Source organism: Streptomyces sp. AA1529 (assembly GCF_000280905.1).
Taxonomy (GTDB): Bacteria; Actinomycetota; Actinomycetes; order Streptomycetales; family Streptomycetaceae; genus Streptomyces.
The window spans coordinates 46542-67211 of sequence record NZ_ALAP01000055.1 but is presented as its reverse complement, the minus strand read 5'-3'; the positions used below and the strand labels follow the sequence as shown (position 1 = coordinate 67211).

16 protein-coding genes and 1 pseudogene are annotated in these 20670 nt (G+C 72.5%); 12 read left to right on the top strand and 5 right to left on the bottom strand.

Annotated elements, in window-relative coordinates:
* The first annotated feature begins 141 nt into the window (after positions 1–141).
* The 5 genes from A949_RS0116855 to A949_RS0116835 all read left to right on the top strand — a co-directional run bounded on the left by A949_RS0116855 (position 142) and on the right by A949_RS0116835 (position 6904).
* Positions 142–1047: an FAD binding domain-containing protein gene (locus A949_RS0116855; protein ID WP_019357193.1), complete on the top strand. Its 906-nt coding sequence runs from the start codon at positions 142–144 to the stop codon at positions 1045–1047.
* Positions 1038–1556, top strand: a complete 519-nt coding sequence (locus tag A949_RS0116850; RefSeq protein ID WP_019357192.1) for a (2Fe-2S)-binding protein — start codon at positions 1038–1040, stop codon at positions 1554–1556. Before A949_RS0116855 ends, A949_RS0116850 begins: the two co-directional genes overlap by 10 nt.
* The gene (gene pucD / locus A949_RS0116845; protein ID WP_019357191.1) at positions 1556–3949 is read left to right on the top strand and encodes a xanthine dehydrogenase subunit D; all 2394 of its coding nucleotides are present in this window, start codon (positions 1556–1558) and stop codon (positions 3947–3949) included. The genes A949_RS0116850 and pucD overlap by 1 nt, the downstream gene beginning before the upstream one ends.
* A gap of 200 nt (positions 3950–4149) precedes the next feature.
* Complete coding sequence (locus A949_RS0116840; protein WP_019357190.1) at positions 4150–5631, top strand: NCS2 family permease; 1482 nt, start codon at positions 4150–4152, stop codon at positions 5629–5631.
* A gap of 94 nt (positions 5632–5725) precedes the next feature.
* Complete coding sequence (locus A949_RS0116835; protein WP_019357189.1) at positions 5726–6904, top strand: XdhC family protein; 1179 nt, start codon at positions 5726–5728, stop codon at positions 6902–6904.
* A 26-nt stretch (positions 6905–6930) separates the two neighbouring features.
* Here A949_RS0116835 and A949_RS0116830 read toward each other — a convergent pair whose 3' ends face one another.
* Positions 6931–7953 carry an endonuclease/exonuclease/phosphatase family protein gene (locus A949_RS0116830; protein WP_019357188.1) on the bottom strand — a complete coding sequence of 341 codons (1023 nt, stop codon included), beginning with the start codon at positions 7951–7953 and terminating at the stop codon, positions 6931–6933.
* 124 nt (positions 7954–8077) lie between these two features.
* On the opposite strand from A949_RS0116830, the gene A949_RS0116825 reads away from it, so the two are divergent.
* Positions 8078–9766, top strand: a complete 1689-nt coding sequence (locus A949_RS0116825; protein ID WP_019357187.1) for an AMP-binding protein — start codon at positions 8078–8080, stop codon at positions 9764–9766.
* A gap of 43 nt (positions 9767–9809) precedes the next feature.
* Here the strand turns inward: A949_RS0116825 and A949_RS0116820 are convergent, their stop codons facing one another.
* Positions 9810–10574, bottom strand: coding sequence for a hypothetical protein (locus A949_RS0116820; protein WP_026004734.1), 765 nt, complete (start codon positions 10572–10574; stop codon positions 9810–9812).
* A 318-nt stretch (positions 10575–10892) separates the two neighbouring features.
* Here A949_RS0116820 and A949_RS0116815 point away from each other — a divergent pair, with 318 nt between their 5' ends.
* The 6 genes from A949_RS0116815 to A949_RS0116790 all read left to right on the top strand — a co-directional run bounded on the left by A949_RS0116815 (position 10893) and on the right by A949_RS0116790 (position 15802).
* Complete coding sequence (locus tag A949_RS0116815) at positions 10893–11759, top strand: helix-turn-helix domain-containing protein (protein ID WP_026004733.1); 867 nt, start codon at positions 10893–10895, stop codon at positions 11757–11759.
* 310 nt (positions 11760–12069) lie between these two features.
* The gene (locus A949_RS0116810) at positions 12070–12390 is read left to right on the top strand and encodes a carboxymuconolactone decarboxylase family protein (protein ID WP_019357184.1); all 321 of its coding nucleotides are present in this window, start codon (positions 12070–12072) and stop codon (positions 12388–12390) included.
* A 71-nt stretch (positions 12391–12461) separates the two neighbouring features.
* The gene (locus tag A949_RS0116805; RefSeq protein ID WP_019357183.1) at positions 12462–12896 is read left to right on the top strand and encodes a cupin domain-containing protein; all 435 of its coding nucleotides are present in this window, start codon (positions 12462–12464) and stop codon (positions 12894–12896) included.
* Positions 12893–13750 carry an aldo/keto reductase gene (locus A949_RS0116800; protein ID WP_019357182.1) on the top strand — a complete coding sequence of 286 codons (858 nt, stop codon included), beginning with the start codon at positions 12893–12895 and terminating at the stop codon, positions 13748–13750. The genes A949_RS0116805 and A949_RS0116800 overlap by 4 nt, the downstream gene beginning before the upstream one ends.
* Before the next feature lie 415 nt (positions 13751–14165).
* Positions 14166–15188, top strand: coding sequence for a zinc-dependent alcohol dehydrogenase family protein (locus tag A949_RS0116795; RefSeq protein ID WP_019357181.1), 1023 nt, complete (start codon positions 14166–14168; stop codon positions 15186–15188).
* A gap of 236 nt (positions 15189–15424) precedes the next feature.
* On the top strand, positions 15425–15802 hold the full coding sequence (locus tag A949_RS0116790) for a DUF2255 family protein (protein WP_019357180.1): 378 nt from the start codon (positions 15425–15427) through the stop codon (positions 15800–15802).
* 369 nt (positions 15803–16171) lie between these two features.
* On the opposite strand, the gene A949_RS0116785 is transcribed toward A949_RS0116790, so the two are convergent.
* The 3 genes and pseudogenes from A949_RS0116785 to A949_RS0116775 all read right to left on the bottom strand — a co-directional run.
* Positions 16172–17638, bottom strand: a complete 1467-nt coding sequence (locus A949_RS0116785) for a catalase (RefSeq protein WP_019357179.1) — start codon at positions 17636–17638, stop codon at positions 16172–16174.
* A gap of 166 nt (positions 17639–17804) precedes the next feature.
* Positions 17805–19583: a glyoxylate carboligase gene (gene gcl, locus A949_RS0116780; RefSeq protein WP_192817150.1), complete on the bottom strand. Its 1779-nt coding sequence runs from the start codon at positions 19581–19583 to the stop codon at positions 17805–17807.
* Between the two features lie 102 nt (positions 19584–19685).
* A pseudogene (locus A949_RS0116775) lies at positions 19686–20633 on the bottom strand (2-hydroxy-3-oxopropionate reductase); the annotation flags it as partial.
* Positions 20634–20670: the final 37 nt, after the last annotated feature.

Here is a 20670-nt window from a genome sequence, read left to right as displayed (position 1 = left end):
ATCCCCCCGACAGCATCCACAGCGACCCCCGCACCCGGAACACCCACTCCCCGGGCGGCATCCGCTGGGGACCGCCCCGCCGCGTCGCACCCCGCGCAGGCACCTGCCAGCACCCCCGCCAGTACACCGAGAAGAGACACCATGGAGTTCCTGCGCCCGGCAAGCTGGGAGGAGGCGCTCGCCGCGAAGGCGCAGCACCCCTCGGCCGTGCCCCTCGCGGGGGGCACGGATGTCATGGTCGAGATCAACTTCGACCATCGCCGTCCCACCCATCTCCTGGATCTGAGCCGGGTCCGGGAGCTGCACGAGTGGGAGACCGGCGGCGAGACGGTCCGGCTCGGCGCCGCCGTGCCCTACGCGAGGATCATCGACGGGCTCTCCCGCGAGCTGCCGGGCCTCGCACTGGCCTCCCGCACCGTCGGCTCCCCGCAGATCCGCAACCGGGGCAGCGTCGGCGGAAACCTCGGCGCCGCCTCCCCGGCGGGGGACGCCCACCCCGCGCTGCTCGCCGCGGGTGCCGAGGTCGAGGCGGAGTCGGTGCGGGGCACCCGGTCGATCCCCGTCGAGGAGTTCTTCACCGGGGTCAAGCGCAACGCGCTCGCCGAGGACGAGCTGATCAGGTCCGTCCGCATCCGGAAGGCGGACGGGCCGCAGCAGTTCTCCAAGGTCGGCACCCGCAACGCCATGGTCATCGCCGTGTGCGCCTTCGGCATCGCGCTGCACCCCGCGACCCGTACCGTCCGCGCCGGTATCGGCTCGGCGGCGCCGACCCCGCTGCGGGCCCGGGTCGCGGAGGACTTCCTGGCGGCGGAGCTGGAGGAGGGCGGCCTGTGGAGCAGCGGCAGGACGATCCCGCCGGCCGTCGCCCGCGAGTTCGCCGAGCTGTGCTCCGCCGCCTGCAACCCGATCGACGACGTACGCGGCAGTGCCGCCTACCGGCGCCGCGCCGTGGGTGTCATGGCCCGCCGCACCCTGGGCTGGGCCTGGGAGAGCTACCGCGCCACCGGGAACGGCAGCACCACCGAAGGAGGCGCACAGTGCGCGTGACATTCACCGTCAACGGGCGCCGGCACGAGGCCGACGACGTGTGGGAGGGCGAGTCCCTGCTGTACGTGCTGCGCGAGCGGATGGGCCTGCCCGGTTCCAAGAACGCCTGCGAACAGGGCGAGTGCGGCTCCTGCACGGTCCGCCTGGACGGCGAGCCGGTCTGCGCCTGCCTGGTTGCCGCAGGCCAGGCCGAGGGCCGCGAGGTGGTCACCGTCGAGGGACTGGCCGCCTATGCGCGGGAGCGGGACGGCACCGCCGGGACCGGCGACCTGGCCCCCGTGCAGCAGGCGTTCCTGGACGCGGGAGCGGTGCAGTGCGGCTTCTGCACCCCCGGCCTGCTGGTCGCGGCGGACGAGTTGATCGAGCGCAACCCGCAGCCCTCCGACGCGGACATCCGCGAGGCTCTCTCGGGCAACCTGTGCCGCTGCACCGGCTACGAGAAGATCATGGATGCCGTCCGGCTCGCGGCCGCCCGCTCCGACGACGGCGGCGCCCGGGAGGTGGTCTGATGGCTCCCGCGGGCGGCCCCACCGGGGCCCCGTCCACCCTCGACCAGGGCGTCGGCACCCGGGCCGGAGTCGGCGACTCGCCGCTGCGGCCCGACGGCACCCTCAAGGTGACCGGGGAGTTCGCCTACTCCTCGGACATGTGGCACGAGGACATGCTCTGGGGCTGCACCCTGCGCAGCCCGCACGCGCACGCGGAGATCGTCTCCCTCGACGTCGGCGAGGCGCTGCGGCAGGCCGGGGTGCACGCGGTGCTCACCCACGACGACCTCCCGGCCGCGGTGCGGAACTACGGCCTGGAGATCCCGGACACGCCCGTCCTGGCGCACGGCCGGGTCCGGCACCACGGCGAGCCCGTGGCGCTGGTGGCGGCCGACCACCCGGAGACGGCGCGCCGGGCCGCCGCGAAGATCAGGGTCGAGTACCGCGAGCTGCCCGTCGTGCACGACGAGGAGTCCGCGACGGCCCCGGACGCGCCCCTGCTCCACCCGGGCCGGGACGACCACCACGCGGGCCATGTGCCGCACCCCAACATCGTGCACCGCCAGCCGATCGTGCGCGGCGACGCCGCCGCCGCGGCCGGGCGCGCCGACGTGGTCGTCACCGGCGAGTACGAGGTCGGGATGCAGGACCAGGCTTTCCTGGGACCCGAGTCCGGGCTGGCCGTGCCCGCCGAGGACGGCGGGGTGGACCTCTACGTCGCCACCCAGTGGCTGCACTCGGATCTGCGGCAGATCGCCCCCGTCCTCGGGCTGCCCGAGGAGAAGGTGCGGATGACGCTCTCCGGCGTCGGCGGCGCCTTCGGCGGCCGCGAGGACCTGTCCATGCAGATCCACGCCTGTCTGCTGGCGCTGGCCACCGGCAGGCCGGTCAAGATCGTCTACAACCGGTTCGAGTCGTTCTTCGGGCATGTGCACCGCCACCCGGCCAGGCTCCGCTACGAGCACGGCGCCACCCGGGACGGCAAGCTCACCCATATGAGGTGCCGCATCGTGCTGGACGGCGGCGCCTACGCCTCGGCCTCCCCGGCGGTGGTCGGCAACGCGGCCTCGCTCAGCGTCGGACCGTACGTGGTCGACGACGTCGAGATCGAGGCGCTGGCCCTCTACACCAACAACCCGCCCTGCGGGGCGATGCGCGGCTTCGGCGCGGTGCAGGCGTGCTTCGCCTACGAGGCGCAGATGGACAAGCTCGCCGCCGAACTGGGCATGGACCCGGTCGAGCTGCGGCAGCGGAACGCCATGGCGCAGGGCGCCGTGCTGCCCACCGGGCAGGCCGTCGACTCCCCGGCGCCGGTCGCCGAGCTGCTGCGCCGGGTCAAGGCCAGGCCGATGCCGCCGGAGGCGCAGTGGGAGACCGTCGGCGGTGCGCCGGATGTCCGCGCGCTGCCCGGCGGGCTGTCCAACACCACGCACGGCGAAGGGGTCGTGCGGGGCGTCGGCTATGCCGTCGGCATCAAGAACGTCGGCTTCTCCGAGGGCTTCGACGACTACTCCACCGCGCGGGTGCGGCTGGAGGTCGTCGGCGGCGAGCCGGTGGCCCTGGTGCACACCGCCATGGCCGAGGTGGGGCAGGGCGGCATCACCGTGCACGCCCAGATCGCCCGGACCGAGCTGGGCGTCACCCAGGTGACGATCCAGCCGGCCGACACCCGGGTCGGCTCGGCCGGTTCCACCTCCGCCTCCCGGCAGACCTATGTGACCGGCGGCGCCGTCCGGCACGTGTGCGCCCTGGTGCGCGAGAAGGTGCTGGAGCGCGGACGGGAGCGGCTGGGCACCCACCACCCCGCCTGGGCGACGGCCGGGCTGCTGCTGGAGGGCGGCAAGATCGTCACCGAGGGCGGCGAGGTGCTGGCCCCGCTGGCCGACGTGCTCGGCGACGAGCCGGTCGAGGCCGAGGACGAGTGGCGGCACCGCCCGACCGAAGCCTTCGACCTGCGGACCGGCCAGGGCTTCGGCCATGTGCAGTACTCCTTCGCCGCGCACCGCGCCGTGGTGGAGGTCGACACCGAACTCGGGCTGGTCAAGGTCGTCGAGCTGGCCTGCGCACAGGACGTGGGGAAGGCGATGAACCCGCAGGCCGTGGTGGGCCAGATCCAGGGCGGCACCGTGCAGGGGCTCGGACTCGCCCTGCTGGAGGAGATCGTGGTCGATCCCGGGGCCAAGGTCCGCAACCCGTCGTTCACCGACTATCTGATCCCCACCCTTCTCGACACGCCGACCATCCCGGTCGACGTGCTGGAACTCGCCGACGCGCACGCGCCCTACGGGCTGCGGGGCGCCGGCGAGGCTCCGACCCTCTCGTCGACGCCCGCCGTGCTGGCGGCGGTCCGGGCCGCGACCGGGCGCGCGCTGCGGCGCGTACCCGTCCGACCGGAGCACATCGTCGACGTGTGATCTTCCCCGGTCCCGCCGGCACCGGGCTTCGGGGGCACCGCCCCCGAAGCCCGGGCCCGGGCGGCGGAGCGGCTGCGGCCCCTCCGCCCGGTCCGGGGCGGGAGCGAGGACATGGCAGGACACGGGCCGTCCCCCGGGTCGTGCTTCCCAAATCCTCGGCGGTCGCCGAGGTGCCCCTTTGAACCTTGGGAGTCAGCACAATGACCCAGTCCACAGTGGAGCCGACGACGTCGGCGGAGGACGCGGGCCCCGGCTCGCGCATCCCCGCGGGCCGCTCCTGGCTCGACAGGTACTTCCACATCTCCGCGAGAGGGTCGACCTACGGCCGGGAGATACGCGGCGGTATCACCACCTTCATGGCGATGGCGTACATCGTCCTGCTCAACCCGGTCATCCTCTCGGTGCCCGACGCCGATCAGCAGACCCTGGACGGCGGGCAGGTCACCACCGCCACCGCGTTCGCCGCGGCGGCGACCACCATCGTGATGGGCATCATCGGCAACGTACCGCTGGCCCTGGCGGCCGGACTCAGCGTCTCGGCGGTGCTGTCGTTCCAGGTCGTGCCCGAGATGACCTGGGGCAACGCCTGGGCGATGTGCCTCATCTACGGCGCGGTGATCATCCTGCTGGTGGTCACCGGGCTCCGCGAACTGATCATGAACGCGATCCCGCTGGCGCTCAAGCACGCCATCACCATGGGAATCGGCCTGTTCGTCTGCCTCATCGGCCTGGTCCAGGCCGGCTTCGTCACCTCGATGCCCGGCCCCGGCGGACTGCCGGGGGCCAAGCCGATCCAGCTCGGCACCGCGGACATGCTCACCGGCTGGCCGGTGCTCTGCTTCGCCGTCACCGTGCTGCTCATCTTCGCGCTCCAGGTGCGCAAGGTGCCGGGTGCGATCCTCATCGGCATCGTCGGCGGCACCGTGCTGGCCGCGGCCGTCCACCAGTTCGCCGGCCTGGACAAGAAGGACTGGGGCGGCCGGAACGCCCCGGAGATCACCGGATCGCTGGTCAGCTCGCCCGACTTCGGGCTGCTGGGCAACGTCTCCTTCAGCGGGCTCGGGGACGTCGGCGGCATCACCGTCGGCGTCATCGTCTTCACTCTCGTCCTGGCCGGGTTCTTCGACGCGATCGGCACCATCATCGGCATCGGCCAGCAGGCCGGACTCGCCGACGAGCAGGGCCGGATGCCCGGACTGAACAAGGCACTGACCATCGACGGCGCCGGCGGCGTGGTCGGCGGGCTGGCCGGAGCCTCGGGGCAGACCGTGTTCGTGGAGTCGACCGCCGGGGTCGGCGACGGCGCCCGCACCGGTCTGGCCAGCGTCGTCACCGGCCTGGGCTTCGCCCTGTGCCTGTTCTTCACTCCCCTCGCGCAGGTGATCCCCCCGCAGGTGGCGGCCGCGGCACTGGTCGTCATCGGCTCGATGATGATGACCAACGCCATGCACATCGACTGGACCGACCCGGCCACATCGATCCCGGTCTTCCTGACCACCGTGCTGATGCCGTTCACCTACTCCATCACGGCCGGCATCGGCGCCGGAGTCATCGCCTACGTTCTGATCAAGGCCGTCCAGGGAAAGTTTCGTGAGCCCGGATGGTTGATGTGGGTACTGGGGCTCGTCTTCCTGGCCTACTTCGCACTGAACCCGATCGAACAGTGGCTGGGGGTCAAGTAGCCGGCCCTCCACGAACCGCTCAGGTGGGAGCGGGTGCGGTCCCCTGGCCGTTCCCGCTCCCACCTGGCCGTATTCCACCGCCGAGGAGAGACACATGCTGGACATCGCCGCTGAGCTGCACCGCTGGTGCCAGGAGGGGCGGGACTTCGCCGTCGCCACCGTCGTCGGCGTGGGCGGCAGCGCACCGCGGCAGCCGGGCGCCGCGCTGGCCGTGGACGCGGACGGCGAGGCCGTCGGCAGCGTGAGCGGCGGCTGCGTCGAGGGCGCGGTCTACGCGCTGTGCCAGGAGGTGCTGGAGTCCGGCGCGAGCGTCCGCCAGACCTTCGGCTACAGCGACGAGGACGCCTTCGCCGTCGGTCTCACCTGCGGCGGAACCGTCGACATCCTGATCACCCCGGTCCGCGCCGGAACGGCGGCCCGCACGGTGTACGCCGGGATCGCGGCCGAGGCCGCCGAAGGAGACACCGCAGCCCTCGTCCGGATCGTGGACGGGCCCGCTGAGCTGCTGGGCGGCGCCCTGCGGCTGGACGCCGAGGGGCAGCCGCACGGCGCCCTGGGCGGGGCACCCGAACTGGACGCCACCGCGGCGGCCGAGGGCCGGGCACTGCTGACCGCCGGCCGTACGGCCACCGTCACCATCGGCGCCGACGGCAGCAGGTGCGGCCGGCCGGTGACCCTGCTGGTGGAGTCCAGCGTCCCGGCGCCCCGGATGCTCGTCTTCGGCGCCATCGACTTCGCCGCAGCGCTGGCCCGGATCGGCAAATTCCTCGGCTATCACGTGACCGTGTGCGACGCGCGGCCCGTGTTCGCCACACCCGGCCGCTTCCCCGAGGCCGACGAGGTCGTCGTCGACTGGCCGCACCGCTACCTCGACTCCCAGGACCTCGATCCGCGCACGGTCGTCTGCGTCCTGACCCACGACGCCAAGTTCGACGTGCCGCTGCTGGAGCGGGCGCTGCGGCTGCCGGTGGCCTACGTCGGCGCCATGGGCTCCCGCCGCACCCATCTGGACCGGCTGGAGCGGCTGCGCGAGGTGGGTCTGACCCCGCTGGAGCTGGCCGCGCTGCGTTCACCCATCGGCCTGGACCTGGGTGCCCGCACCCCGGAGGAGACGGCGCTGTCCATCGCCGCGGAGATCGTCGCCGCCCGGCACGGCGGCACCGGTGTCCCCCTCGACGGCGCCCACACGCCCATCCACCACGACGGCGGCCCCGCCGCCTCGATCACCCGAGGTGCCGGGATCACCGGAGGCGCCGGGCGCGCCGCGGGCTGAGGGCCCCGTGCGGGACGCGGCCGGGCTCAGAACAGCTTGACGTTCACCAGCAGCGCGCGGTGGTCGGTGCCGCGCAGATCCACGAACTCGCCGTCCACCGGCAGCATCGCACCGCTCAGCAAAACGTGGTCGAGCTGCGCGCCGAGCACCGGAGTGGTGCGGGTGGGCCAGGTGGGAGTGCGCGAGTTGCCCAGCATGCGGGCCGCGTCGTGCATGCCGGTGCGCAGGATCGCCCGGAAAGCCGCATGGTCCTGCGAGGAGTTGAAGTCGCCCGCGATCAGCGTCGGCAGCCTGCCCCGGGCCGCCGCCGCGGCCCGCAGCCGGTCCAGCTCCACCCGCCAGGCAGCCGTCCGGCCCGGCTCGGGCGGCATCGGATGCGCCACCTGGAGGGCGACCCGCTCGCCGTGGACGTCCGCGATCGCCCCCGGCATCGCCAGCCGTCCGCGCACCTCGCCGCGGCCCTCCAGCGGATAGACGCTCAGCAGCGCCGAGCCGCGGGCGCCGCCGTCGTCGGTGATGATGCGGTGCGGATACTCCTCGCGCAGCGCGGGGGCGCGCAGCGCCGCCGCGCACCGCGCGTCGCACTCCTGGACCGAGACGACCTGCGGCCGCTCCCGGCGCACCGCGGCCACCAGGTCGCGGGTGGCGGCACCGTGGTCCAGGTTGGCCGTCAGCACCCGGAACTGGGCCTTCGCCGGCCGGGCCGCCGTGTCCGCCGGTGCGGGCTGCCCGTAGGGGCGCAGGAACCAGCCGGTGCCCGCCAGTACCGCCAGCGCCCACAGCAGCACCAGCCAGCGGCGGGAGAGCGTCGCGACCAGCGCCGCCAGCCAGGCCGGCGCCAGGAACCAGGGCAGGAACGCCAGCAGTTGCGGCACGGGGGTGGGCCCGTCCTCGTCCCCGGCCCGGAAGGCCAGGGCCACGCTGAGCACCAGCAGGGTCAGCGCCGCCAGCGCGGTCAGGAACGGATGGCGCCGCGCCCGCCGCCTGCCGCCGCCCGTCCCACCGTCTGCCGCGCCCCGGTCCCGGCGCGTGTCGGCCCCCGTGTACATCTCTCCGATGATGCCGCACCTCCCGTCACATGGGCGTAAGCCCCCGGCCGGGGGTGGTGCGGCACACGGGTGGGCGTACACGATGGCTCCCAGCGCCCGCAGCACCCCCTGAGCAGGAGGAAACATGGTCCCGTCCACGCCTACCGATCAGTTCCGCGCCGCCCGCGACACGCTGCTGCGGCACCGGACGGACTACGAGGCCGCGCGGGCCGCCTTCGACTGGCCCCGGCCCGAGCACTTCAACTGGGCGCTGGACTGGTTCGACCACATCGCCCGGGGCAACGACCGGCTCGCGCTGCACATCGTCGAGGAGGACGGGCTGGAGCGCCGCGTCACCTACGACCAGATGCGGACCCGCTCCGACCAGGTCGCCAACTGGCTGCGCGGCCGGGGCGTGGCGCCCGGCGACCGGGTCGTGCTGATGCTGGGCAACCAGGTCGAGCTGTGGGAGACGCTGCTCGCGCTGATGAAGCTGCGCGCCGTCGTCATCCCCGCGACGCCCCAGTTGGGCCCGCGCGACCTGGCCGACCGGATCACCCGCGGCGCGGCGCGCCATGTGGTGGTACGCGCCGAGGACACCGGGAAGTTCACCGACGAGGTGCCGGGCGACTACACGCGGATCGCCGTCGGCAGCGGCGGCACCCCGGCCGCCGGCTGGCTGGCCTACGAGGACGCCTACGAGGCCGCGGCCGACTTCGACCCGCAAGGCGCCACCCGTGCCGACGACACCCTGCTGCTGTACTTCACCTCCGGGACGACCGCGCTGCCCAAGCTGGTCGAGCACACCCACGCCTCCTACCCGGTCGGGCACCTGGCGACGATGTACTGGATCGGCCTGCAGCCGGGCGACGTCCACCTCAACATCTCCTCGCCCGGCTGGGCCAAGCACGCCTGGTCCAACTTCTTCGCGCCCTGGAACGCCGAGGCGACGATCTTCATCCACAACTACAGCCGGTTCGACGCCGGGCGGCTGCTCACCGAGATGGAGCGTGGCGGCGTCACCAGCTTCTGCGCACCGCCCACCGTCTGGCGCATGCTCATCCAGGCCGACCTCAGCAGCCTCTCCACCGTCCCCCGGGAGGTCGTCGCCGCCGGTGAGCCGCTCAATCCCGAGGTCATCGAGCACGTCCGCCGGGTGTGGGATGTCACCATCCGGGACGGCTTCGGCCAGACCGAGACCGCCGTCCAGGTCGCCAACACCCCCGGCCAGCCCCTCAAGCCGGGCTCCATGGGCCGCCCCACGCCCGGCTTCGACGTCACCCTGCGCGACCCGGTCACGGGCGAGACCGGCGTCGAGGAGGGGGAGATCTGCCTCGACCTGTCCACCCGCCCGGTCGGCCTGATGGTCGGCTACCGGGGCGACGCGGAGCGCACGGCGGAGGTGATGGCCGACGGCACCTACCGGACGGGCGACATCGGGGCGCGGGACGAGGAGGGCTATCTCACCTACGTGGGCCGCGCGGACGACGTCTTCAAGGCCAGCGACTACAAGATCTCCCCGTTCGAGGTGGAGAGCGTCCTGCTGGAGCATCCCGCCGTGGCGGAGGCCGCCGTCGTGCCGTCGCCGGACCCGGTGCGGCTCGCCGTGCCCAAGGCGTATGTGGTGGTCGCGGACGGCGCCGCCGCGGACGCGGAGACCGCCGCCGTGCTGTTCGCGCACTGCCGGGAGCGGCTCGCCCCCTACAAGCGGGTGCGGGTGATCGAGTTCGCCGAGCTGCCCAAGACGATCTCCGGGAAGATCCGCCGCGTCGAACTGCGCGCCCACGCGGCGGGCGAGTCGGGGACGCCCGGGACCGAGCACCGCGACCGGTAGCGGGCCGAGCGCGGCGGAGCACGGCGCCGGTGGCGGGGCGGGATCACCGCGGGGTGCGGATCAGCTGCTCGGCGGCCTCGTTCACCGCCCGGGGCGTGCCCGTCAGATCCAGCACGAACAGCGGGAGCCGCAGTTCCTCGGCGCGGGCCCGCGCGTCCTTGCCGTACCCGGCCAGGGCGAAGCAGACGGCGGCGACCGAGTCGTTCAGCCCGTTCAGCCACAGCGTCTCCACGTCGCGCAGCGCCGCAGGGGAGGTGGAGGGATCGACGTGCGCGACCACGCCGGGTCCGCGTACGTCCACTCCCGAGGCGGGTGTCCGCTCGGCGACCCGTACTCCCTCGAAGCCCAGCCACCGCAGATACTGCGCCGCGGCCAGCTTCGCGTCCTGCGCCGTGCGGATGGTGACGGGCCGGAAGGCGGGCCGCGGGAACGGTCCCGCGGCGGGCGCCGGGTCCGCGGCGCCCGGCGCGGACTGCGGCGCGGACTCCGGCGCGGTGCGGGCGGCCGGCGGCGGCTGCTCGGCGGACGGCGCCGCCACCCCGGTCCTGCCGCGGGCGACCGGCACCCGCAGCGTGGTGCCGCAGCCGCAGCCCAGTTCGGGCTGCGGCCACTCGTCCACGCGCCCGCAGGCCGGGCAGCTCACCGAGATCCAGGAGCCCGCCCAGGTGCGGTGCCGCACCTGGATCGCGGCCGCGGAGGAGAGCAGCGGCAGGGCGACCGGCGCACCGCAGCCGCAGGGGTAGACGGGCGCGGTGTAGCTGTGCTCACGCCGGCACACGGGGCAGCGCACAAGCACTCTCTCGGCCATCGTTCGGCTCCTGGCACGGGTGATCCGGTGGGCACGGTGGGGCTGCTGTGCCCGGCCGCTCTCCAATCGTCGCCGATGGAGCGGGTTTTCCGAAGAGGCGAGTGCGGGACGGGCCCGGAAGGTGCTGCCCTTCGGCGGCCGAGCCGACCCGCCGCACCGGCTGAGCTGCTCGGACCTCGTTCGGTGTCGACTGTGGTGGTGGGGGCGCGGCGATTCAGCTCGTGCGAAGCGGCTGTGCGGCGAGTGGCTGCACGGACACCTGGGGCCGGTGTGCTTCACCAGCCGCGGGTCCGGTCGCCGATTGCCTAGGGTTGTGGTGTGGACAGGCAGCGTGAGATCAGGGATTTTCTGGTGACGCGGCGCGGTCGCGTCTCGCCGCGGCAGGCGGGACTGCCCGCGTTGGGTGCGCACCGCCGCGTACCGGGCCTGCGCAGGGAGGAGGTCGCTCTGCTGGCGGGCGTGAGCGTCGACTACTACGTGCGTCTGGAGCGCGGGCATCTGGCGGGGGCGTCGGACTCCGTGCTGGACGCGGTGGCGGATGCGCTGCAATTCGACGCGGCGGAGCGGTCCCATCTCTTCGATCTCGCGCGTGCGGGCCGAGGCAAGGGCCTCGACGTGAAGGAGGACGTGCCGGAGGGCGTGCAGCGGGTGCTGGACGCCATGGGATCGGTGCCGGCGTTCGTGTGGAACCGGCGGCTGGACCTGGTCGCGGCCAACTATCTCGGGCACGCCCTGTACGCGCCGATGTACGACGAGCCGTCGGTGGGGCCGGTGAACATCGCGCGATTCCAGTTCCTCGATCCGGCGGCGCGCTCGTTCTTCCACGACTGGGACGAGTCGATCCGCAACACGGTCGCGCTGTTGCGGACGGGGGCCGGGATGATGCCGCATGATCGGGCGATGAACGCGCTGGTGGAGGAGCTGTCCGCGGCCAGCGAGCCGTTCGCCCGGTGCTGGCGCGATCACGAGGTGCGGCTGCACTGGAGCGGGGTGAAGGAGTACGCACATCCGGCGGTGGGGCGGCTGAGTCTGCCGTTCGAGACGCTGACGCTGCCGGGGCGGCCCGATCTGATGCTGTCGGTGCTCACGCCCGATCCCGGCAGTGAGTCGGCGCGCCGGGTGCGGCTGCTGGCCGATTGGGCCGACACCCGTCCCGCCCTCGCGGCGCCCGCAGGAACGCGCTGACGCCGCTGTTCCCGCCGGGTTCCGGATCCGGACCGGGCCGGTGGTGCGGCGTGGGCGGGCCGGGCGGTGGCGGTGGGCGGTGTCCAGGCCGTCCAGGCCGGGCGCGGTGGTGCAGGGCTGGGGGGTTCTGTCAGTACCTGTAACGACAGTGCCTTCCGCACGGCTGTGAGCTGCGGTTTCCTCGAGGGTGGCAGGGGATGCGGCTGCGGTCCGCGCAGGGTGGGAACCCGGCGGCGGATGCCGCCCGGCCCGGGAGGGCCGACGGTGAGACGTGCCGCACCGTGTTCGGACGATCGGAGGGAGCCCTCTTATGGCGAAGCAGTCCGCGCCCCGGGAACTGGCCGGCATCGCGCCGAAGCTGGTCGAGATCACCGACCGGGTCCTGTTCCAGGACGTGTGGGAGCGGCCCGGGCTGTCGCCGCGGGACCGCAGCCTGGTCACCGTGAGTGTGCTGGCCGCCCTCTACCGCAGTGAGCAGCTTCCCCACCACCTGGGAGTGGCCCTGGACAACGGGCTCACGGTGGAGGAGCTGTCCGAGGCGATCACCCATCTGGCCTTCTACGCCGGATGGCCCAACGCCATGACCGCGATCACCCAGCTGAAGAAGCTCGCCGACGAGCGGGCCGCCTGATCGCCGGCGCGAGCAGCGCAACGATGCCCCGCACGGTCGGCGGGGCGTGCCGACTCAACGGAGAGAACGAGATGGCCGACAACGAATTCGAACAGATCTTCCCGCTCGGGGAGAAGAACGACGCCTTCGCGCAGTACTTCATCGGCCAGAGCTACCTGGCTCCGCTCGCCTCGGGGAGCGTCCCGGTCAGCAACGTCTCCTTCGAGCCGGGGTGCCGCAACAACTGGCACATCCACCACGGCACGGGCGGCGGCGGGGACCAGATCCTGCTGTGCACCGCGGGCAGCGGCTGGTACCAGGCCGAGGGCGAGGATCCCGTCAGCATGGAGCCGGGAACGGTGGTCCGCGTCCCGGCGGGCACGAAGCACTGGCACGGCGCGAAGGCCGGCTCGTGGTTCTCCCACCTCGCCTTCATCACGCCGGGCGAAGACGTCAGCAACGAATGGCTCGAGCCCGTCACCGACGAGGTGTACGGCGCGCTGCCGAAGAACGGAGCGAACGCATGACCATCCTGGACGAGACCTGCACGCTGTCCCACGGCGTCGAGATTCCCAAGCTGGGGCTGGGCACCTGGTTCATCGACGACGACCAGGTGGCCGAGGCCGTCCGGGCAGCCGTGGAGATCGGCTACCGCAACATCGACACCGCCCAGGCATACGGCAACGAACGCGGCGTCGGCGAGGGGATGCGCACCTCGGGAGTGCCCCGCGACGAGCTGTTCGTCTCGACCAAACTCGCCGCGGAGATCAAGGACCACGACCAGGCGGTCGCCGCGATCGACGGCTCTCTGGAGCGGCTGGGCCTGGACCGCATCGACTTGATGCTGATCCACAGCCCGCAGCCGTGGGACGACTTCCGCGGCGGCGACTACGCCCAGGGCAACCGCGCGGCATGGCGTGCCCTGGAGGAGGCCCACCAGGCGGGCAGGATCCGCGCCATCGGCGTCTCCAACTTCCAGCAGCAGGATCTCGAGAACATCCAGCAGGGCGCGACCGTCGTCCCGCACGTGAACCAGCTGCTCGTGCACGCCGGCAACACCCCCTCCGACCTCCTGGACTACTGCGAGAGCAAGCAGATCCTCGTCGAGGCGTACTCGCCCATCGCCCACGGCGCGATCCTGCAGCACGCCGAAGTCCGGGCGATGGCCGAGAAGTACGGCGTGTCCGTCCCCCAGCTGTGCATCCGCTACACCCTCCAGCTGGGCGCCGTGTCGCTGCCCAAGACGGCGAACCCCGCGCACATGCGGTCCAACGCCGAGGTCGACTTCAGGATCTCCGGCGCCGACATGGACGTCCTGCGAGACCTGCGCGACGTGGACTACGGCGAGCACAGCGTCTTCCCCGTCTACAGCGGCAAGTGACGCGGTAGAAGCCACCTGGCGTCGCCTTGCGGCGGCCCGGGTCGGGCCGTGCCGCCCGAGCCGGGCGCCCCGAGTCCGGGCGTCCCGGCCCCGGAGGTGTCGGCCCCGAGGGGGCGTTCACCGGCGCGTCGGCCCGGATCGTGCGCCGCGCGGTGTGCGATGTCCCGCGGCCCGCGGCCCGCGGCCCGCGGGGTCGACCCGCACGGCGCAGGGCGCCGTGCGCGTCCGGGACGGGACCGGGCGACGGCTCGACCTGTCCGGGACCGGTCACCGACAGCAGCCAAGGCGGTCCCGACCGCCGCCGCCACTGCCCCGGTCCGTCCCCCCCGCTTCCCGTGCCGGCCCCGTTCCCCCTGAAGAGGACCGGCACGTCCTTGTTCACGACCTTCTTTCGACTGAGAAAGGCAGCACCATCATGCGCGGAGCGATTCTCCACGCCCCCGGCGACGTCCGCTTCGAGGAGCGCGACGACCCGAAGATCATCGAAGCGACCGATGCGGTCATCCGCACGGTGGCGACCTGCGTGTGCGGCTCCGATCTGTGGGACTACCGCGGCATCAACGCGGTCGAGCGGCCCACCCCGTTCGGGCACGAGTACGTGGGGATCGTCGAGGAAACCGGCGCGGAGGTGAAGAACATCCGGCCCGGCCAGTTCGTCGTCGGCTCGTTCTTCGCCTCCGACAACACCTGCCCGAACTGCTGGAACGGTTACCAGACCAACTGCCTGCACCGCGAGTTCGTCGGCGCCGAGGGCTGCCAGGCCGAGAGGATCCGTATCCCGCTGGCGGACGGCACTCTCGTCGCCACCCCCGAGGCGCCCGACGAGAAATACATACCCAGTCTGCTGGCCTGCTCGGACGTGATGGGCACCGGCTGGTACGCGGCCCAGGCCGCCGAGGTGCGGCCTGGTGACACCGTCGCGGTGGTGGGGGACGGGGCGGTCGGCCTGTGCGCGGTCATCGCTGCGAAGGAACTGGGCGCGGAGCGGATCGTCGCCATGTCGCGGCACGCCTCCCGGCAGAAGCTCGCCCGCGAGTTCGGCGCGACCGACGTCGTGGCCGAGCGCGGCGAGGAGGGCGTGGCCCGGATCAAGGAGCTGACCGGCGGCATCGGCGCCGACCGCGTGCTGGAATGCGTGGGCGACGAGCAGTCGATGCAGCAGGCCCTCAACTCCACCCGGCCCGGCGGCAACGTCGGCTTCGTCGGCGTCCCGCACGGCGTCTCCCTCGACGGCGGGCAGCTGTTCTTCTCCCACGTCGGCGTGCGCGGCGGCCCGGCACCGGTGCGCGAGTACCTGCCCGACCTCATCGATCTGGTCCTGTCCGACCGGATCGACCCGGGCAGGGTCTTCGACCTGGAGCTGCCCCTGTCGGAGGTGGCCGAGGGCTACCGGGCCATGGACGAGCGCCGCGCCGTCAAGGCCCTGCTGCGCCCCTGACCCGTCCCGTGCGGTGCCGGCCGTCCCCTCTCTCTCCGGGTGGCCGGCACCGCACGGCCCGCTCACGTCGTGCCGCTGTCGATCGCCGAAGAGGGCTCCTCGCCGATGAACCGCATGGCGAACGAGGCACACGACCGGGCCGACACGGCAGCGGATGCGGCCCCCTCGACCGGCCGGACGGAAGGATCTGTGCCGTACGCGCCTCTGCCGCTTCGCACCGTGAAGGAGACCAGCCCATGAGCACCTGGAACCCCACGACACTTCAGCAGATCGCCGAAGCCGACGAACTGCACGTCGCACCCCGCCGCGGCGACGGGTCCCTGCGCAAGCCGACCACCATCTGGGTCGTCGCCGACGGCGAGGCGGTGTACGTCCGCTCGTGGCGCGGCACCGCCGGCACCTGGTGGAACACCGCCCGTACCACGGGCACCGGACACATCAGCGCCGGTGCGGCTGAGGCCGACGTCACCTTCACCCCCGTCGACGACCCCGCCGTCAACGACCGCGTGGACGCCGCCTACCGCACCAAGTACGGCCGCTACACCGGCTACGTCGAACCCATGGTCGGCGAACAGGCCCGCGTCACCACCCTGCGGCTGAACCCGCAGAGCTGAGCCCGGTCCGGCCGGAGCCGGCCGGCCCCGGACCACTTCCGCCCGCTCGCCGACGGCCGGAGTCCCCTCATGCCCCTTCCGGGTGACATGCCCGCGCTCCCGCGGGCTCCGGACGGCCACCGGCGGACCGGCCGCCGAGGTGGGCAAACGGACGCCGGGGCCGATGCCGGAGAACGCCGCACACCGATGTGCCCCCGCGCGGAACGGCCACCCCTCATCACAAGGACCGTTCCGCACGGGGGCGCGTGCCGGGCCGACCTCCCAATCACCCCGGTACGCCGTTCACCGCGCGAGAGATGCGGCGCGCCCGCGTGGGGCGCCCCGCGCGGGCGTGTCCGCTGTCGGGACGCGCCCTGCGGCGGACGGTGCTCAGCCCTCCTGCAGCTCCCGTACGGCGGCTTCCACGCGGCGCCCGTACTCCGGGTCCGCGGCGCTGAAGTGGGCCAGGTTCTTCTCGATGACGTCCTCGCGGGAGACCTGCGCGAGGCCGCCGGCGATGTTGGCGACCAGCCGCCCCTTCTCCTCCTCCGACATCAGCCGGTACAGCTCCCCGGCCTGGAAGAAGTCGTCGTCCTTGGAGTGCTGCGGCGCCTCGTGGGTGCCCCAGTACCCGGTGACCGGGCGCGGCGCGGACAGCGGGGAACCGCTCTCGACCGGGCCGCCGTAGGAGTTGGGCTCGTAGTTCTTGGTGTGCCGCCCGTAGGCGTTGGCGGCCATCAGGCCGTCCCTGCCGTAGTTGTTCGCCTCGGTGGCCTTGGGCGCGTTGACCGGCAGCTGGGTGTGGTTGACGCCGAGCCGGTAGCGGTGCGCGTCGGCGTACGCGAACAGCCGGCCCTGGAGCATCTTGTCCGGCGAGGGGCCGATGCCGGGCACGAAGTTGTTGGGCGAGAAGGCGGACTGCTCGACCTCGGCGAAGACGTTGTCCGGGTTGCGGTCCAGCACCAGCCGGCCCACGCGCTGCAGCGGGTAGTCGCCGTGCGGCCACACCTTGGTGAGGTCGAAGGGGTTGAACCGGTAGTCGGCGGCCTCGTCGGCGGGCATGATCTGCACGTACAGCGTCCAGGACGGGAAGACGCCGCGCTCGATGGACTGCAGCAGGTCCGTCTGGTGGCTGTTGGGGTCGGTGCCGGACAGCTCGGCGCCCTGATCGCCGGACAGGCAGCGGATGCCCTGGTTGGTCTTGAAGTGGTACTTGACGAAGAAGACCTCGCCCTCGGCGTTGGTCCACTGGTAGGTGTGCGAGCCGTAGCCGTTCATGTGCCGGTAGGAGGCCGGGATGCCGCGGTCCCCCATCAGCCAGGTGACCTGGTGGGTGGCCTCGGGGGCGTGGGCCCAGAAGTCCCAGACGTTGTCCGGCTCCTGCTTGCCGGTGAAGGGGTCCCGCTTCTGCGAGTGGATGAAGTCGGGGAACTTCAGCGGGTCCTTGATGAAGAAGACCGGGGTGTTGTTGCCGACGAGGTCGTAGTTGCCCTCCTCGGTGTAGAACTTGAGGGCGAAGCCGCGCGGGTCCCGGGCCGCGTCCGGGCCGCCGAGGTTGTCGGCGACGGTGGAGAAGCGGATGAATGTCTCCGTGCGGCGGCCGACCTCGCCGAGGAAGTGGGCGCTGGTGTGCGCGGTGACGTCGTCGGTCACCTCGAAGTAGCCGTAGGCGCCGGAGCCGCGGGCGTGCACCACGCGCTCGGGGATGCGCTCGCGGTTGAACCGCGCCAGCTTCTCCAGCAGGTGCTGGTCCTGGAGGAGGAGCGGCCCACCGATGCCGGCGGAGGTGGAGTTCTGGTTGTCGGCGACGGGCGCGCCCGCCTCGGTGGTCAGCGTGGGCTTCGACGACTTCGACATGGACGACCTTCCTGGGGCTGATTCACGGAAAACGGTTTCCGCATGTTGGAGCGTAAGGACGCCTCATCAGGGCGTCAACACTTTGTTGAAACTCGGTTCCCCGGCCCCCGGGAGACCGTTCCCGGGGGCCGGAAGAGGGGCGGCCGAGGGGCGGGCGGTGCCGTCCTCAGCCCAGCGGAACGGTGGCAGTCGGCGCGTGCGCCGCCTCCGTGGCCAGCTCCTCGAACTCGTTGACCGAGGCGATGTCGCTGCCGCTCATGGAGATGTTCGTGACCCGCTCCAGGATCGCCTCCACCACGACCGGCACCCGGTGCTCGGCGGCGAGCTTCTTCGCCTCCTCGAACGCGGGCAGCAGCTGCTCCGGCTCGGTCACCCGCAGCGCCTTGCAGCCCAGGCCCTCGGCGACCTTGACGTGGTCCACGCCGTAGGCGCCCAGCTCGGGCGCGTTCAGATTCTCGAACTCCAGGTTGACCTGGAAGTCCATGTCGAAGTTGCGCTGGGCCTGCCGGATCAGCCCGAGGTAGGAGTTGTTGACCAGCACGTGCACATAGGGAATGCGGTGCTGCGCGCCGACCGCCAGCTCCTCGATCATGAACTGGAAGTCGTAGTCGCCCGACAGCGCCACGACGCTCGCCTCCGGGTCCGCCTTGGCCACACCCAGCGCGGCCGGCACGGTCCAGCCCAGCGGGCCCGCCTGGCCGCAGTTGATCCAGTGCCGCGGCCGGTAGACGTGCAGGAACTGCGCGCCGGCGATCTGCGAGAGACCGATGGTCGACACATAGCGGGTCTCCGGCCCGAAGGCCCGGTTCATCTCCTCGTACACGCGCTGCGGCTTCAGCGGCACGTCGTCGAAGTGCGTACGGCGCTGCAGCGCGCCCTTGCGCTCCCGCGCCCCGGCGGCCCACGCCGACAGGTCGCGGAGCCCGCCGGCCGCGGCGCGCTCCCTGGCGACCTCGACGAAGAGGGCCAGGGCCGCGTGCGCGTCCGAGGCGATGCCGTAGTCCGGTGCGAAGATCCTGCCGATCTGGGTCGGTTCGATGTCCACGTGGACGAACGTGCGGCCCTCGGTGTAGGTCGACAGCGCGCCGGTGTGCCGGTTGGCCCAGCGGTTGCCGACGCCGAGGACGAAGTCCGACTCCAGGAACGTGGCGTTGCCGTAGCGGTGCGAGGTCTGCAGACCGACCATGCCCGCGTGCAGCGGGTGGTCGTCGCCGATCACGCCCCAGCCCATCAGCGTGGGCACGACGGGGATGCCGGTCAGCTCGGCGAACTCGACCAGCAGTTCGGAGGCGTCCGCGTTGATGACACCGCCGCCCGCCACGATCAGCGGCCGCTCGGCCGCCGCCAGCATGTCCATCGCCTTCTCGACCTGCCTGCGGGTCGCGGCGGGCCTGTGCGGGACCAGCGGCTCGTAGGTGTCCGGATCGAACTCGATCTCCGTCTGCTGGACGTCGATCGGCAGGTCGATCAGCACCGGGCCGGGGCGGCCCGAGCGCATCAGGTGGAACGCCTCCTGGAAGACACCGGGGACCTGTGCCGCCTCCTTGACGGTGGTGGCCTTCTTGGTGACCGGCTTGGCGATCGAGGCGATGTCGACTGCCTGGAAGTCCTCCTTCTCGATCACCGCGACCGGTGCCTGCCCGGTGATGCACAGAATCGGGATCGAGTCGCCGATCGCCGAGTAGAGGCCGGTGATCATGTCGGTGCCGGCCGGGCCCGACGTGCCGATGCACACCCCGATGTTGCCGGGCGCCGTGCGGGTGTAGCCCTCGGCCATGTGCGAGGCGCCCTCGACGTGCCGCGCGAGCGTGTGCTCGACGCCGCCCGCGGCCCGCAGGGCCGCGTAGAAGGGGTTGATCGCCGCACCCGGCACCCCGAAAGCGGTGTCCACACCCTCGCGCTTGAGGATCTCAACTGCCGCGCGGGCAGCGGTCATACGAGCCATCGGACTCTCCTGGTTCGGTCAGGTGGTGTCCGGGCGGCGGCGCCTGGGCGCGACAGGACAGTGTCGACGCCGCCGCCCGGAGTCTCTGGGGGAGTGCGGTCCTCAGTTGGCGCCGTCGGGGTTCTCGCCCGAGAGCCGCTTGACGCCGCGGACCAGCGCCGAGTGGTCGAGCCCGCCGTCGCCCTGCGCCCGCAGCGCCGCGACGAGCTGGGCGACCAGTGCACCGGCGGGCACGGCCGCACCGACCGCGCGGGCCGCGTCGGTCACGATGCCCATGTCCTTGTGGTGCAGGTCGATCTTGAAGCCGGGCTTGTAGTCGCCGGCCAGGATGCTGTCCTTCTTGCGGGTCAGCACCGTGGAGCCGGCCAGCCCGCCGTTGAGCACCTCCAGACCGGCCTCCAGGTCGACGCCGGACTTGCGCAGGAAGACCACCGCCTCGGCGACGGCCTGGATGTTGACCGCCACGATGAGCTGGTTGGCCGCCTTCACGGTCTGGCCGGACCCGGCCGGGCCGCACAGCACGATCGTCCTGCCGAGCGCCTCCAGCACCGGCTTGGCCGCGTCGAAGGTCTCCCGGTCGCCGCCGACCATGATGGACAGCACGCCCTCGACGGCGCCCGCCTCGCCGCCGGACACCGGGGCGTCGAGCGTCCTGACGCCCTTGGCCCGCGCGGCCTCGGCCACCTCGACGGAGGTCTGCGGAGTGATCGACGACATGTCGATGAGGGTGCCGCCCTCGCGGAGGTTCTCCAGCACGCCGCCCTCGTGCAGGACGACCTGCTCGACCTGCGGGGAAGCGGGGACCATCGTGATGACGACGTCGGCGCCGCCGACCGCTTCCGCGATGGAGGCCGCGCCCTTGCCGCCGTCCTTGACGAAGGCCTCGACCTTCTCCGTCTCCAGCGTGTACGCCGTGACGTCGTACCCCGCCGTCAGCAGGTTGCGTGCCATGGGCGCGCCCATGATGCCGAGCCCGATGAAGGCGATCTTGGTGTTGCCGGCGGTGTGAGCCATCTCTTGTGCCTTTCGCAGTTCCGAATGCCGGGGCCGCCCCTGAGACCCCGCGTGGTGCCGGGCCCCGCCCTGC

Coding starts and splice junctions, on each gene's coding strand:
- A949_RS0116810 (WP_019357184.1), top strand. CDS start 12,070: ATGGCGAAGCAGTCCGCGCCCCGGGAACTGGCCGGCATCGCGCCGAAG.
- pucD (WP_019357191.1), top strand. CDS start 1,556: ATGGCTCCCGCGGGCGGCCCCACCGGGGCCCCGTCCACCCTCGACCAG.
- A949_RS0116795 (WP_019357181.1), top strand. CDS start 14,166: ATGCGCGGAGCGATTCTCCACGCCCCCGGCGACGTCCGCTTCGAGGAG.
- A949_RS0116800 (WP_019357182.1), top strand. CDS start 12,893: ATGACCATCCTGGACGAGACCTGCACGCTGTCCCACGGCGTCGAGATT.
- A949_RS0116805 (WP_019357183.1), top strand. CDS start 12,462: ATGGCCGACAACGAATTCGAACAGATCTTCCCGCTCGGGGAGAAGAAC.
- A949_RS0116825 (WP_019357187.1), top strand. CDS start 8,078: ATGGTCCCGTCCACGCCTACCGATCAGTTCCGCGCCGCCCGCGACACG.
- A949_RS0116785 (WP_019357179.1), bottom strand. CDS start 17,638: ATGTCGAAGTCGTCGAAGCCCACGCTGACCACCGAGGCGGGCGCGCCC.
- gcl (WP_192817150.1), bottom strand. CDS start 19,583: ATGGCTCGTATGACCGCTGCCCGCGCGGCAGTTGAGATCCTCAAGCGC.
- A949_RS0116855 (WP_019357193.1), top strand. CDS start 142: ATGGAGTTCCTGCGCCCGGCAAGCTGGGAGGAGGCGCTCGCCGCGAAG.
- A949_RS0116840 (WP_019357190.1), top strand. CDS start 4,150: ATGACCCAGTCCACAGTGGAGCCGACGACGTCGGCGGAGGACGCGGGC.
- A949_RS0116830 (WP_019357188.1), bottom strand. CDS start 7,953: ATGTACACGGGGGCCGACACGCGCCGGGACCGGGGCGCGGCAGACGGT.
- A949_RS0116790 (WP_019357180.1), top strand. CDS start 15,425: ATGAGCACCTGGAACCCCACGACACTTCAGCAGATCGCCGAAGCCGAC.
- A949_RS0116820 (WP_026004734.1), bottom strand. CDS start 10,574: ATGGCCGAGAGAGTGCTTGTGCGCTGCCCCGTGTGCCGGCGTGAGCAC.
- A949_RS0116835 (WP_019357189.1), top strand. CDS start 5,726: ATGCTGGACATCGCCGCTGAGCTGCACCGCTGGTGCCAGGAGGGGCGG.